Source organism: Chloroflexota bacterium (genome assembly GCA_026389585.1).
GTDB lineage: Bacteria > Chloroflexota > Dehalococcoidia > UBA2247 > RBG-13-53-26 > JAPLHP01.
Window position 1 is genome coordinate 1 of the sequence record JAPLHP010000078.1, and the last position, 13,851, is coordinate 13,851.

Consider the following 13,851-nt stretch of genomic DNA (forward strand, 5'->3'; position numbering starts at 1 on the left):
GCTGCATCCTTCGGATTCGCTACCATGCTAAGTCCACATCAGTTACTCAGCGTACCATCCCAATCCAAACTTGGATACAAAGGGGATTCTTAGACGACTATGAGGGAGGATAAGGTATATGCTAGGCGTATTCTATCCTGTCCCTCTTGGCCAGATTGTGCCTGGCACATAGTAGCCGAATGTTAGCAGCCACCAATGAAGAACCTCCTCTTGAGTAGGGGATTATGTGGTCAAAATGAAGATTGTCGCTACTTCCACAGATGACGCATCGCCCCTTATCCCTTTGCCACACCTGCAGCTTCACTGATGCTGGAATGAGACGAGTGTGATCGATGTCCTCTTGTGTTGTGACCGAGTCTTCGGAATCATCCAGCATTTGCAATCTGAACTTGAAAACCTTCCGAGAGTTGTCCTTCTCCTGCCAAGCATCAACTAGCTTGAACAACCCATTGTAGACCCATATTCCAGGGCGCACCTTCTCATAGACTCTTACATGCTCAGGCTGACCACCTTTTTGCTTATGACTCATCGCCGCTTGATAGAACAAGCCATTCTGGGTCAGTGTATGATTTGGATTCATCATTGGCTGATCAAGCATCTTAGGATCACTATCTCTTTGCCTTGGTAGGTCATGACCCTCATAGATCAAGACTCGGCCATTATCCTCAATTCTGTCTGCATATGGCGCTCTCGGTCGCAAGCTCATGAGAATAACACTCAGTCCACCACGCAGGTGATAATTCATTCCCCTTTGGAGGTTCACTCCTTCCTGCGAGCACATCTGAAGATAGGATAAAATGTCTCCAGGCTGCATCAACTAGAAACCCCCTTCGCAAGTATAGTCCATGCCTCAGACTTCAGTTCTCTGGTAGTAGTCCAATCAGAAGAATAGGCACCGGAATAGGCAGCAGCTTAAAGTACCTGTCGGCCATGTCAAATTCCGCCATGTTACTCACACTGGAAGCACGGGTGGGGAAGAATCTCTTTGGGGTAGTTGGGACTATCAGTACGGCTAGGGCCAGAAGGTTGTGTGTCAAACCATAGTGGAACTTATAGTAATCCCTGTAGACTGTAGCACTGTTGCCAAACTGAATCTCAACGAATACATCGTTCTTCTGAAAGTCTCCTAGTAGCCTGGGTTGGTCAACCAGCAGAGGGTGTGGCTTCCAGCCATAGCTGGAGAACTCTATCTCAAGTGTTTTGTTGTATGCTTGCTGGTGCTCATATCTCCTATCCTTGGACTCGAGGACGAACTTAGGATGCCACATTATGCGATCTATGCACGAATAGACCTCGCTAATTTCATCCACATTCTTTAGAAGGCGTGGGCTACAGAAGAAATGTTCAACTATGTATTTCATTCCATTGTGCAATTGGGTTTAGTGAATTGGAGAAGATCCTCTGCGAGATTATATCATGCTACCCCAGGTTGGATACAAAGGGGAGCAGCCTGAAGCTCTACCACGAAGGATTGAGGCCAGAAGAGGTTGGCTTCAAGTGATGGAAACTGGGATGTTCAGATATTAGTGCCAGCCCTGTCATTTGTGAACACAACCTCCAGGAATTGCTTCACAATCCTGGCTGTAGCCCCATAGATCACTTGATCGCCATAGCGATAAAAATACTGCATAATGGGCCTGTTCCCCAGGAGCAATTCCTCTTCAGTGAAATTGTTCTTGTCCAGGAGCACGGAGAGGGGCACCTCGATTATCTCCTCTACTTCGTCTGGACTTGCCCGGAATTCATAAGGATACGGTATAGCCGCCACGAAGGGTGATATGACAAAATTCGTGGTGTAGGTGGCAAAGTCATCCAGCTCACCAAGTATCTCCGCATCCCCGGGGTTGAGGCCTATCTCCTCCCAGGTTTCTCTTAGAGCCGTATCCAGGAGGTACCTATCCTCCGGGTGCCGCCCTCCACCGGGGAACGAAATCTGCCCCTTATGATAATGGACCTTCTCCGTCCTCTTGGTGAAAACAAGGTGATAGTTTCCCTGCGCCTCGTAGAGCGGCAGGAGCACAGCCGCTGGAGTAAAACCATCCGGCTTGTCAACTATCTTCTCCCGTTGGGAGAGCGCCTGTCTGATCTTTTCCTTGTCTATTTCTACCCTTTTGAGCAAAACCTCTGCTCCCACAGATCTTTCACTCTGGCTTCTACCTCTTCTAAGGTGACATCAGTATCTATCACCACGTCAGCATATCTGGTCTTCTCATCAGGAGGGAGTTGCGACAGGATACGCGCCTTAGCCTGAGCTTCAGAAAGCCCGGAGCGGTTTTGGCAGCGACGAACCATATTAGCCTCACTGGCCTTAGCCACCCAGACCTCGTCCACCAGGTCCAGCCATTTAGCTTCTATCAGGAGCGGCGCTTCCAGCACCACCACTCCCACCCCCTGCTGTCTCAGTTCCTCAATCTTTTTCTCTGCTACCCGGTGCATGCCGGGATGCATTATCTGATTCAGCCGCTCCAGAGCCTGGCTGTTATTAAAGACAATCTCCCCCAGCTTCTTACGGTCAATCTCATTACCGCCGGTGAGAATCTCCCTGCCAAAGGCTTCGACCACCCGCTGCCAGGTCTCGGTATGGGGGCTGAAGGCTTCGTGCCCAATCTCGTCAGCACTCAATAAAACCGCACCAAACTTCGCCAGAAAACCAGCTACAGTGCTCTTGCCGCTGCAGATGCTTCCGGTAAGACCTATGACTATCATTGCACAAACCCGATATCTATTCTCCCATGTTAATCCGCACAGTATCAAGCAGCCTCAAGGATAGTGTTTACTAAGACACAGGGATTGCTACCCCTCGCTCGCAATCTGAAAGAGACGGGGTGTTGGCCAACCTGTAACTGATGCCCCCGTGGTATACTTTGACCCAAGACAGTCTCGGTTCATACAGCAAAGGATTATCGTCAAAGGGGAGGCTGATTCCAATGGCTAACGAGATCGACTACCAGAACTATCAAAAGGCATTACAGTTTGATCAACGTGTTTCCGGAATGGCAGCCCTGGAGTCCCTGACCCGCATCACAATGGATGGATTGCGCCCTGGAGCCAGTGATCGGGTATTAGATGTGGGGACAGGGACAGGCCGACTGGGTATTGCCCTCCATGACAAAGTTCCTGGTGGCTCTGTAGTCGGCATAGATTCCGGCCGCGGTATGCTCAGAGTAGCCAGGGAAAAGATCTTAAAGCGCAATATAGATAACTTCTTCCTGGTTCGGGGGGAAGCAGAAACACTGCCCTTCCTGCCCCGGGTCTTTGATTCGGCCTGCCTTATGATGAGCTTCCACCACTTCACCAGGCCTGAAGAAGCCGCCGCAGAGCTGCACCGCATATTGAAGCCAATGGGTTACCTCTTTTCTCTGGACCCGGTGCTGCAGGAACCTTCGGACAGCGAAGAGAAAAGGCTGAATGAGTCAATTGAAGAGGCCTTCCAGGAGGCCCACGGCCCGGACTTCAGATTCTTCACCATGTCCCAATTGAAGGCATTGTACGAAAAGGCTGGTTTTTCAATTGAGACCTGTCAGATTCAAGAGTCATCCTTCGACCAGAAGGGAATCGAGGAAATCCCCATGGGACCTCACTGGCTACAGGCTCGCGAAAACCTGTGGTTCCGGCAGGAAAAGGATTTGCTGAAGAGGTTTGAGCAGGACTACTTTGTATTCAGAACTGAGGGGCAACGGGTGCTGGCAAAAGGGAAAGCGCGATGGGCCAGCATCAAAGCACTCAAGAGATAAGGTCCATCGAACTATCCAATCAACCAACAATGCGGGGCGCTCTTTAAGTATTGTTTCGCCACCTTGTCTTGCTTGCTCTGGACTCCTTCGGACATCGGCAAATCTCCATCAGCATGGCCCTTGCCGACTTTGGACCAGTCCATTGTGGCCCGGTAACGTCCCCTGTAATAGGCCGCTCTCGGGTCAATAATGACTTCTTTCTGCATTTCACACCCCCTCTGACCAAGCAAGAAGTTGTGGCCAGACCGGCTCTCCTCTAATATAGACGACGAAAAGCGGCCTTTTGTTCCCAGGCATCAAACTGCTGTCCCAACAACCAGCCATGCCGGTTACCCCGAAGCAACAATCTGTGGGAAAGAGATGCCCTCAAACACAGGATTGCCACAGGATATCATTGCCGTATTTCACTGTGATTTGATGTCTGATACTTATGTCAGTATCATTGAAAGTGCATGAGGGTCAGCCTTTGCCTGGCATAGCAGAACTGGAGTGGAACAGCCATGACATATGTTTACGCCCATCCGCCACAGGACTCTATTTTGGACGAGAGACGGTTTACGCTGAGCGAAGGTATCCTAGAGTATCAAGGACGAAAAGTCCTCTATTACTACGCCGAGGCAACCTCTGTTAACTTTTGTACCGCCTCAGGCACACCATTTGTAGGGAACATGAACGTGAGAGGCTACGTAGCGCGCTGGAGATATGGGACAAATGAAAATGGGGAAGCCTTATCGGAGATTGAGCCGATCACGGACAAGAAGGAGCAGCAGGAGATAAGTAAGCTTCTTTGGCCCAGTCCCAATGGGTCTACCAGGGTGAACTTCCAGTAAAAGATACCTCGTGGCGCTCCATAGCCCTCTACCTGATCAAGCATAGAGACCCAGTTAAGCCTATCCATCTGATGGCTGCTTCGGCTCTATTTGCCCCACAATCGCCCCTACACCGCAAAGGTCAGCAGAGTTGAGCATGTATTCCTTGTACTTCTTGAACCTGCCTCCAAGATACTGCTCTATCTGATGCTGGTCATATTCAATCAAAGATAAAACGCCAATGCCCATGTCCTTTGCCTTCTCATGTGCTTCATCAACATCGTCAACACAGAATACTACCCCTACCAGGCCTTCCCCACGCTTTTTGATAATCTGCTCTATGTAACTGTTGCATCCGGGCAGCGGTGCACAAAGCTCTATCCCGGCATCCCAGCTCATGGCTACCCTGACCCCATAGGACTCTGCCCCGGCACTCGCGTCGTGAAAAGTAGCTCCAAGAAGTCTCGAATAGAGATCTATCGCCTTATCGATATCCTTTACAGCTATCACTACCCTATTGACACCCTTTGGTTTCATATCCCACTCCTTTGACAAGAGCTTCCTTGAATCCCCCCTTCAAAGCAACGAAGGACAGAACAAGTTTGCCGTTGAATGACCTAGTTATGTCAACTTTATGCTAGCATATCGACCAGCGTCGCCGGATCTCCTCAGCTTCACTGATCATATTATCGATGAGTTCCCGTACAGTGACCACCTTATCAATAACCGCCACAGCCAGTGACCCTGGAAGGCTCCGCAGCACCTCCTCCTCCAAGTTCTCCTCAGTTATATCAGGCATGTCCGGAGAATCATTCAGCATGACCCTCTCCAGATTTGCCAGCCACTTGTCTGTAGGCACAGAACCTTTTTGACTCATCACCTTAGCCAATTCCTCAGGCTTCGGAGGAGCGAGGCAGCGTTCCCGGTACTTTGGCTCAGTGGGGTCAGCTTCTGCCATGGACTGCTTGTGGCGCTCAGAAATGGGGCATTCCTTGGTCGCCATGAAGGCAGTTCCCAGATAGACTGCCTCTGCCCCCATTGCCAAAGCAGCCATGAGGCCCCGGCCATCAGCAATGCCACCGGCAGCTATTACCGGTATCTTCAATTGCCTCACTGCCCAGGTAATCGATATCAGGGTAGGGAGTTGAAGTGTGCTTTTGAAGCCCGCGCCTTCCAGCCCAACTATTATCACCGCATCAGCCCCCTGTTGCTCCACTGCCAGGGCATGCTTCATCGTAGCCACCTTATGAATCCACTTTATCCCGGCAGCCTGCAGCCGTTTCCCGTGGTTATCCGCGCGATAGGTGGCAGTCTCCACCACCGGCACCCTCTCTTCAATGATCACCTCTCGCATTTCATCAACATTGGGGCATCCCATCAATGTCAGGTTCACCCCAAACGGCTTGCCGGTAAGAGATTTGGCCCGTCGTATGTCCTGACGCAGCCCCTCCGGCGTGCGCAGGGCCGTAGCAGTGATCATCCCCAGCCCACCCGCTTCAGATACCGGAACAGCCAGAGCCGATGTGCCAAAGCTCCCAAAAGCACCCTGAATGATAGGGTACTTTATCCCCAGCATCTTGGTTACTCTTGTCTCCCACATACAGGTTGACCACCTTTACTCAATTTATCCCGGGGTATCACCCAGTCTGCTGTTACCACTCCTAAGGAAGAAGCCAGGCGCTAACAGGACTAAGGCTCATCTCTTTCTGACCAGCTTCTTGACCGAATCTCCAATCCCATCAAGGTTGAGCTCAAACATGGGGAAGATCTTCCCGATCATGGCCACGGTGGGATGATTCCAGTATCTTGGCTCCTCCGGATTCAGCCAGACACAATGCGTGAAGTGATCGGCCATTCGCTTCAGCCACACTACTCCCGGAGTTTCATTGCGCTGGTAATAGTATATGGCTCCGTATCTTTCCGTCAGCTCCGTAATCCCCATCCTGGCATCTCCCACCAGTATCACCTTGTAGTCCGGCTCCAGCGTGCGCAGAAGTTGTTCGGTACTCACTTCCTCCTGCTTTTCCATATCACGATAGACGTTCTCATACACACAATTGTGGAAGTAGTAGTATTGGAAATCCTTGAAGTGCGAACTGGAATGCGCTGCAGAGAAGAGCAGGCTGCATACTTCAGCAAATGGTTCCATGGAGCCCCCAACATCCATCAACAGAAGCAGTTTTACTGCATTCTTTCTGCTCCGCATCCAGCGCAGTTCCACCTCCCCGGCATTCTTGGCAGTAGCATCGATCGTCTCTTCCAGGTCCAGTTCATCCTCGAGACCAATACGACTCAACTGCCTCACCCGCCTCAAGGCCATCTTTACCTGACGTACATCCAGGGTCAGATCACTGCGGTAGTTCCTGAACCTTCTCTCCTGCGCAATCTTAATGGCTCCCCTGCCCCTCGACTGCCCCCCAACCCTGATGCCAGCAGGGTGAGAGCCTGAGTGTCCGAATGGGCTGGTGCCCCCTCTGCCGATCCAGTAATTGCCTCCATCATGCTGCTCTGTCTGTTCAGCCAGCCTCTTCTCAAACTCTCGAAGCAGTTCATCCATATCCATCATGTCGAACAAAGCCCGCTCTTCCTCTGTAAGGCTGTCTCTATTGATCGGGTCTTTGAGCCACTCCAGGATTTTGTCTGAGATATCGGCGGGGGCTTCTATTCCTTTGAAATACTCCTGAAAAGCAACATCATACTGATCGAAGTATGTCTCGCTCTTTACCAGTATGGCCCTAGCCAGGTAGTAGAAGTCGTCCAGGTTAGAAATAAGACCCTGCGATAGTGCCTCCATCAGGGTCATCCACTCAGTAATTGAAACAGGAACCTTTCTCTTTCTAAGGAGGTAAAAGAAGTCGGTAAACATGGGTGCTCTTGATGATGCCTAATGGAGCATCCGATAGACGTCGACCTTGCGGCTGGCAGGTTCCTTGTTCATATACCGTGTCATAAAATAGTCGTAGTCGGTTTCCTTCTTCAGCAGTGTACCAACAAAGGGCACCTCCTTGGCCACCCGGTCATGAGGTATGCCTCCAGCAATAAGGCAGTGGAGCCAGTCCAACAGCTCAGATGTCGATGGCTTTTTTCTAAGGTCATCAATATTCCTCATCAGATAGAAGGTCTTTAAGGCTTCCCGAAGAAGCCCATCCTTAACCTCGGGGAAATGCACCCGGACTATCTCTTCCATCAGCGTTGTATCCGGAAACTCAATATAGTGGAAGACGCAGCGCCTCAAGAAAGCATCAGGAAGCTCTTTCTCGGCGTTGCTGGTTATAATCACAATGGGCCGATGTACTGCTTTGATTGTTTCATTCGTCTCGGGAATATAGAAGGTCATCTAATCCAGCTCATTCAAAAGGTCATTGGGAAACTCCAGGTCCGCCTTGTCTACCTCATCGATAAGAAGGACTTCCTGGTCCGGAGATACAAAGGCCAGCCCCAGTTTGCCCAGCTTTATGTATTGCTTGATATCCGAAACATTCTTGTCACCAAATCGGCTGTCGTTGAGCCGCTGAACAGTGTCATAAACATATAGTCCTTCTTGAGCCTTAGTGGTTGACTTGATATTCCAGACCATCAACCTCTTGCCCAGCCCCTTGGCGATACTATGAGCCAGCATGGTTTTGCCCGTGCCTGGCTCACCCCTCACCAACAGGGGTTTCTTCAGAACTATGGATACATTAACTGCGTTTCTCAGCGCATCATCAGTAACATAATCCGCGCTTCCCTTGAACTTATCAAAGTCGCTATTCGCCAATCTTAGCCTCCGACAAATATTTTATGCTGCATTCGAGCTTTGAGAATATTATAGCATCGTATGAAGGCCACTCACTAATCAGTTGATCAGCGAGAACACCCTCGCCTCACTGTCTAACCAACATCACGGCGCCAGCTTGCCTTTGCCAGCAGGCCAATTTGTTCCACAGCTCCACGGCTGTTATGATATCTCAAAGCCTTCGTCATACTATGCCTATTGAACTATCACGTTTGAAGAAGAATAGATGGCTGCGACTGGCCATCTTATTTATCATCCTCATCGCCATCAGCATCGGCCTGGCTTTCCTCTTTAACTACCTTCTATCTCCTCTCAAAACAAGGCTACAGGATTTTGCCTGGATGGCCTACCTCATCGTATTCGGAACTAATCTGCTATCCAATTTGACCGTAGTAGCTCCTGTGTCGATAGGCGCATCAATAATGGTCACTGCGGCCGGGTTCTATAATCCCGTATTGATAGCTCTAGTCGCTGCCATTGGTGGAACACTGGGAGAGCTTGGCGGCTACTATGCCGGTTCCCTGGGGAAGAATGCGGTCTTCAATGATTATCCTGAAGCATATGGCAGGGTTTCAGGCTGGGTAAATCGGTATGGATTATGGGCCATCGCTGTCATTGCCTTTCAGCCTGTGATTCCATTTGACATGGCCGGCCTAGTTGCAGGTGCTTCAAAAATGCCTGCCCCAAAATTCCTGCTGGCCTGCTTCATCGGCAAATTCCCTAAATACATCCTTCTTTGTTACTTCTTCGAAGTACTGCAACACCACCTGCCCTTTCTATCTCGATGAACAGTGCTCATCATCTCTCTTTAACTTCTCAAACGAATTACCCAAAAACATTGACATGCACTATAATATCGCTTGTTTTATTCAATAGAGAGTAGAGAGTCCCTGCATTCAGACTCTAAAGTATCGCCACGCAGAAAACGATGGGAGACAGAAAGCCTATCCATCAGAGACACTCCCACAAGTACCCATGCTTGCATCTTTTCGGCCCGACTGCACCACAGCACGGTAGGAACAAAGAATAGACAACGGCACCTGCCAAACTAATCAGACTGCCCCGGATAGCCAGGGCCATTCAAAGAGAAGATGGCTCTGGCTTCTTGGAGCCGGGCTGCTCCTTGTCGGAATAGTGGCGTCGGCGGTATTGCTTCGAAATAAGATCGCAGAGTTTCAGCACTACGGCTATCTCGGCGTTTTCCTTATCAGCATACTGGCTTCCGCCACTGTCGTTGCCTTCATCCCCAGTGTTCCGGTGGTATTTGCGCTGGGCGGGGTATTGAACCCGTTCTTCGTCGGTCTCGCCGCTGGAGCTGGTGAAGCCCTTGGGGAATTCACCGGCTATATTGCCGGACGCACCGGGCATGCCTTCTTCCTCAAAAGCAGATCCATGACTGCCGACGGCAAAAAGGGGATTTACCCCCGACTCCAGAGGTGGGTACACACTCGAGGCTCCCTGGCACTTTTCATTTCCGCGGCGGTATTCAACCCTTTCTTCAGCATCATAGGCGCTACCGCAGGAGCCATGCGTTTCCCGCCCTGGAAGTTCTTCCTCGTCGTCTGGGCCGGCAAAACGGTGAAGTGGACAGTCGTAGCTCTGGTGGGGTGGGGAACCCTGGCCTTCATCCTTCATTGGTTTGGCATAAACCTTTAGACTTGTTATAATTTTTTAATTGATTGATCAAAACGGTCGACAGCAAAGAAGGGAGGCATCGCGAATAGATGTTATGTTAGAGAGACGAGAAAGGTTGATTAACCTATGCAAATGCAGATTCTTATCACAGGAGGGAGGGCTCTAGACTAAATGCACATTACGCTGTTTGAGGGTTTCACGGCCGACACGGTTACCGGATTCGAAAAGGGGGCCATGATCGCCGTTCTGGTGGTCGCTGTACTGGGCCTCCTCTATGCTTGGATGCTCACCCGCCAGATCATGAGCAAGTCGGTGGGCAACGAGAAGATGCAGAAGATCGCCAAGGCCATACGCGACGGCGGCAATGCCTATCTTAAGCGGCAGTTCAAAACCATACTTCTGTTGATTGTGGTACTGGCAGCCTTCATCTTCGTCACTGGTTACTTTGGCTATAGGCCACCGAAGCCAGAAGGTGAGGTCCCCAACCCCGACTGGTTGATTGGGCTTGGCCGCGCTCTTGGCTTTCTCCTGGGCGCCGGCTTCTCTGCCACCGTAGGGTACGTTGGCATGAACATGGCCATGCAGGGCAACATCCGTGTGGCTGAGGCTTCACGCCACAGCTTCGTCGACGCCTTGAAGATAGCCTACCGTACCGGCACCATCACCGGAATGCTCACCGACGGACTGGGACTCCTCGGTGGCACCCTCATCTTTATCATCTTCTTCAAGGATGCTCCCCTGGTGCTCCTCGGCTTCGGCTTCGGTGGCACGCTGATCGCCCTCTTCATGAGGGTGGGCGGCGGTATCTACACCAAGGCGGCCGACGTGGGTGCCGACCTGGTGGGCAAAGTGGAAAAGGACATCCCTGAGGACGACCCGCGCAATGCGGCCGTCATCGCCGACCTCGTCGGCGACAACGTGGGTGACTGCGCAGGAATGGCCGCAGACATCTTCGAGTCCTATGAAGTCACCATAGTATCCGCCCTGATCCTCGGCCTCTTCCTCACTGAGGCCACCGGGGGGCAACTCATGTGGATCCTCTTCCCATTGCTCGTTCGTGCTGCTGGCGTCTTCTCCTCCATCATCAGCACCTACACGGTGGGAAGCTCCAAGAGCGAAACAGACGCCATGAAGGCCATACACCGGGGCTACAACCTGGCAGCGCTCATGTCCATCGCCTCATTCGGTATCTTTGGCTGGTTTTACTGCCATGACTTGCGCTTCTTTTGGGCTACGAGTGTAGGTGTAGTCCTGGCAGTAGCCATTAACCAAATAACCGACTACTATACCGGCGCGACCAGAGGACCGGTAAAAGAGATCGCGAAGTCCACCAAAACGGGGCCCGCAACCACTATCCTCAGCGGTCTGGGCATAGGGTTGGAGAGCTCTGTCGGGGCCATCCTTATCATCGCCGGGTCAATTGCGGCTTCGGCACTGATATGGCAGAATGGATTGCCGGCTGTCCATAGCGATCTGTTCAGCGCAGACGAAATTAAACTGCTGTGCATCTTCTACGGTGTGGCTCTCTGCGGTATCGGCCAGCTCACCCTGACTGGGAACAACATCTCCATGGATGCCTTTGGCCCCGTGGCAGACAACGCCAACGGCATCGCTGAGATGGCCGGCCTGGAGCCCAAGGCCCGGAAGACCCTGGCAGACCTCGACGCTGTAGGCAATACCACCAAGGCTATCACCAAGGGCATTGCCATCGCTTCGGCCGTACTGGCCGCGGTAGCGTTGTTTGCCTCCTTCAAATTCGAATACAATGTCCCGGTAGTCGACCTGATCCAGTGGAAGGTCTTTGTCGCCTTCCTCATCGGCGGTGCCATACCCTTCCTGTTCAGTTCGCTCCTTATTAACGCTGTGGGAAGAGCTGCCTACTGCGTGGTGAACGAAGTGCGGTGGCAATTCGCCAACATCAAGGGCATCTGGGAAGGTACCACCGATCCTGACTATAGCAAAGTGGTGACCATCGTTACAGGGGCAGCTCAGAAGGAACTTCTCACTCCTGCCCTTCTGGCTATCATCTCGCCGATTGTGATCGGCTTCGTCTTCGGTCTGGAGGCGCTGGCTGGCTTCCTCGCTGGCGTGATCGTGGTGGGACAGCTAATGGCTGTCTTCCAGTCGAACGCCGGCGGTGCCTGGGACAATGCCAAGAAGGTCATTGAGGATGAGCCGCGCGACCTGGCCAAGAACACCGGCAAGGGATCGGATCGCCACAAGGCCAGCGTAGTGGGCGACACCATAGGTGACCCTCTCAAGGACACCTCCGGCCCGGCGCTCAACCCGCTGATCAAGGTCATCAACCTGGTGTCGGTTATTGCTGCCACCATGATGTTGACCAAGGCCGGGCTACCGCGCGACAACTGGGCACTCTCAGTGACAGTAGGCGTCATCGGCATCCTGATCATCGTCGCGGCCCTCTACTACTCCAAGACTCAGAAAACTCTCGGGCGCGATGATGCCGGCGAGGGCGCAGAAGCCAAGGCAAACAGCCCTGCGGCTGCTGCTGCCCCCCCCGAGGCAAAGCATCCCGCACCAAAGGAATCAAAGGAGCCAAAGGAACAGAGAAAGCAAAAGAAATAGGTAATCTCTGAACAAGAGTTGAGGGGCGGATATCGTGCCGGTATCCGTCCCTCATTCATTTCTAAACGACTACCGCTTTCGGAGCGGCCTGGTGGGCGCTTCAATCACCTCTGCCTGACACAAAACCCGCTCCCGGATTTTGCGACTAAGCTCAAGATTATGGCCCTGCTCAACCTGCCCCGGTACTACTGGCCACGCGGCGGCTGCGCAGTTGTCCACACCCCGCTTCTATATCCACCCCCCTGGACAACCTCAGGGTGTTGGAGAGACCAGCAGTGGTCAACTCCTTTTGAAAGGCAATCACCCGCTCGATTGGAGACGGCTTGAATTTCTTGTTCGCAGTGGCATTGCCCACTATGAGATTCACATGGCAATCAAAGTCTCCCAGCAACCTGGCCAAGCCATGCGCCTGGTCCGGCGAATCGTTTATTCGCTCAAAAAGGGCGTACTCAAAAGTGGGGCGCCGCCCTGTCTTCTGAAGATATTCCCTGCACGCAGGGATCAGTTCGCCCAGCGGATACCTGCGATTAATGGGAACAAGCTTATCTCTGACCTCGTCACTCGCAGCATGTAGAGAAACCGCCAATTCCACATGAATCTGCTCACTGGCAAGTCGCCGGATCTGGGGCACCAGCCCTACCGTTGACAGGGTCATCTGCCTGACACCAAGACCAAAGCCCCGCTTGGAGTTCAGGATACTGATGCAACGCCACACCTCCTCATAGTTGGCCAGAGGTTCCCCCATACCCATAAACACCACATTAGTTAATAAGCGCCTGGTTGAGGATCGCGGACTCGCTGCCTCCAGAGACCCAGCCCCCTCCATCCTCACAAAGTAGAGGATCTGCTCAACGATCTCACCGGCATTGAGATTGCGCTCCAATCCCTGCTGGCCTGTGGCACAAAACGGACACCCGATGGGGCATCCCACCTGAGTGGAAACACAAACCGTGCGTCTCTCGCGACTTGATCCAGTCTTGGCATAAAGCATGAAGCTGGACTCAATAGTCCTGCCGTCTTCCAGACGGAAGAGCACCTTCCTTGTCTGCCCATCATCAGAGAACTTCTCGTCCATAGGGCTTAGTGTAAACAAAGAAAAAAGTGAAGCCAGCTTAAGGCGAAAGGGCTGAGGCAGATCTGTCATTTCCTCGAAAGAGGTGACCATATCCCTGTAGATCCACCGCAGAATCTGATCAGCCCTGTAAGCAGGCTCACCCGTGGAGCAGACTATCTCCCTCAGTTGCGAATCCGACAAGCCCAGGATTCCCTGCTTCATCTCATGTGCTCCTCAACAACCTGCTTCGACGCAATT

14 protein-coding genes and 1 pseudogene are annotated in these 13,851 nt (G+C 52.1%); 5 read left to right on the forward strand and 10 right to left on the reverse strand.

What is annotated here, in order from left to right; translation table 11 throughout:
• Window positions 1-121 precede the first annotated feature (121 nt).
• The 4 genes from NTZ04_06755 to coaE form a co-directional block, all read right to left on the reverse strand.
• The gene (locus NTZ04_06755) at window positions 122-814 is read right to left on the reverse strand and encodes an HNH endonuclease (GenBank protein ID MCX5992007.1); all 693 of its coding nucleotides are present in this window, start codon (window positions 812-814) and stop codon (window positions 122-124) included.
• 43 nt (window positions 815-857) lie between these two features.
• Window positions 858-1,361, reverse strand: a complete 504-nt coding sequence (locus NTZ04_06760) for a BglII/BstYI family type II restriction endonuclease (GenBank protein ID MCX5992008.1) — start codon at window positions 1,359-1,361, stop codon at window positions 858-860.
• Between the two features lie 155 nt (window positions 1,362-1,516).
• Window positions 1,517-2,119 carry a CoA pyrophosphatase gene (locus NTZ04_06765; GenBank protein MCX5992009.1) on the reverse strand — a complete coding sequence of 201 codons (603 nt, stop codon included), beginning with the start codon at window positions 2,117-2,119 and terminating at the stop codon, window positions 1,517-1,519.
• Window positions 2,104-2,706: a dephospho-CoA kinase gene (coaE, locus tag NTZ04_06770; protein MCX5992010.1), complete on the reverse strand. Its 603-nt coding sequence runs from the start codon at window positions 2,704-2,706 to the stop codon at window positions 2,104-2,106. The genes NTZ04_06765 and coaE overlap by 16 nt, the downstream gene beginning before the upstream one ends.
• Window positions 2,707-2,927: 221 nt before the next feature.
• Between coaE and NTZ04_06775 the strand changes: the two genes are divergently transcribed.
• The gene (locus tag NTZ04_06775; GenBank protein ID MCX5992011.1) at window positions 2,928-3,734 is read left to right on the forward strand and encodes a methyltransferase domain-containing protein; all 807 of its coding nucleotides are present in this window, start codon (window positions 2,928-2,930) and stop codon (window positions 3,732-3,734) included.
• Between the two features lie 11 nt (window positions 3,735-3,745).
• Here the strand turns inward: NTZ04_06775 and NTZ04_06780 are convergent, their stop codons facing one another.
• Window positions 3,746-3,940 carry a hypothetical protein gene (locus NTZ04_06780; protein ID MCX5992012.1) on the reverse strand — a complete coding sequence of 65 codons (195 nt, stop codon included), beginning with the start codon at window positions 3,938-3,940 and terminating at the stop codon, window positions 3,746-3,748.
• A 294-nt stretch (window positions 3,941-4,234) separates the two neighbouring features.
• Between NTZ04_06780 and NTZ04_06785 the strand changes: the two genes are divergently transcribed.
• Complete coding sequence (locus NTZ04_06785; GenBank protein ID MCX5992013.1) at window positions 4,235-4,564, forward strand: hypothetical protein; 330 nt, start codon at window positions 4,235-4,237, stop codon at window positions 4,562-4,564.
• A gap of 60 nt (window positions 4,565-4,624) precedes the next feature.
• Here the strand turns inward: NTZ04_06785 and NTZ04_06790 are convergent, their stop codons facing one another.
• From NTZ04_06790 to NTZ04_06805, 4 genes and pseudogenes are all read right to left on the reverse strand, one after another.
• Window positions 4,625-5,080, reverse strand: coding sequence for a VOC family protein (locus NTZ04_06790; protein MCX5992014.1), 456 nt, complete (start codon window positions 5,078-5,080; stop codon window positions 4,625-4,627).
• A 100-nt stretch (window positions 5,081-5,180) separates the two neighbouring features.
• Window positions 5,181-6,143, reverse strand: a complete 963-nt coding sequence (locus NTZ04_06795) for a nitronate monooxygenase (protein MCX5992015.1) — start codon at window positions 6,141-6,143, stop codon at window positions 5,181-5,183.
• Window positions 6,144-6,239: 96 nt separating this feature from the next.
• Entirely contained in the window at window positions 6,240-7,409 is a 1,170-nt protein-coding gene (locus NTZ04_06800; GenBank protein MCX5992016.1) for a VWA domain-containing protein, read from the reverse strand.
• Window positions 7,410-7,427: 18 nt separating this feature from the next.
• Window positions 7,428-8,300, reverse strand: a pseudogene (locus NTZ04_06805) (MoxR family ATPase).
• 230 nt (window positions 8,301-8,530) lie between these two features.
• Here NTZ04_06805 and NTZ04_06810 point away from each other — a divergent pair.
• From NTZ04_06810 to NTZ04_06820, 3 genes are all read left to right on the forward strand, one after another.
• On the forward strand, window positions 8,531-9,106 hold the full coding sequence (locus NTZ04_06810) for a VTT domain-containing protein (GenBank protein ID MCX5992017.1): 576 nt from the start codon (window positions 8,531-8,533) through the stop codon (window positions 9,104-9,106).
• A gap of 361 nt (window positions 9,107-9,467) precedes the next feature.
• On the forward strand, window positions 9,468-9,974 hold the full coding sequence (locus NTZ04_06815; GenBank protein ID MCX5992018.1) for a VTT domain-containing protein: 507 nt from the start codon (window positions 9,468-9,470) through the stop codon (window positions 9,972-9,974).
• Window positions 9,975-10,124: 150 nt separating this feature from the next.
• Entirely contained in the window at window positions 10,125-12,539 is a 2,415-nt protein-coding gene (locus NTZ04_06820; GenBank protein ID MCX5992019.1) for a sodium-translocating pyrophosphatase, read from the forward strand.
• Between the two features lie 169 nt (window positions 12,540-12,708).
• Here the strand turns inward: NTZ04_06820 and rlmN are convergent, their stop codons facing one another.
• Window positions 12,709-13,815, reverse strand: coding sequence for a 23S rRNA (adenine(2503)-C(2))-methyltransferase RlmN (gene rlmN / locus NTZ04_06825; protein MCX5992020.1), 1,107 nt, complete (start codon window positions 13,813-13,815; stop codon window positions 12,709-12,711).
• Window positions 13,816-13,851: the final 36 nt, after the last annotated feature.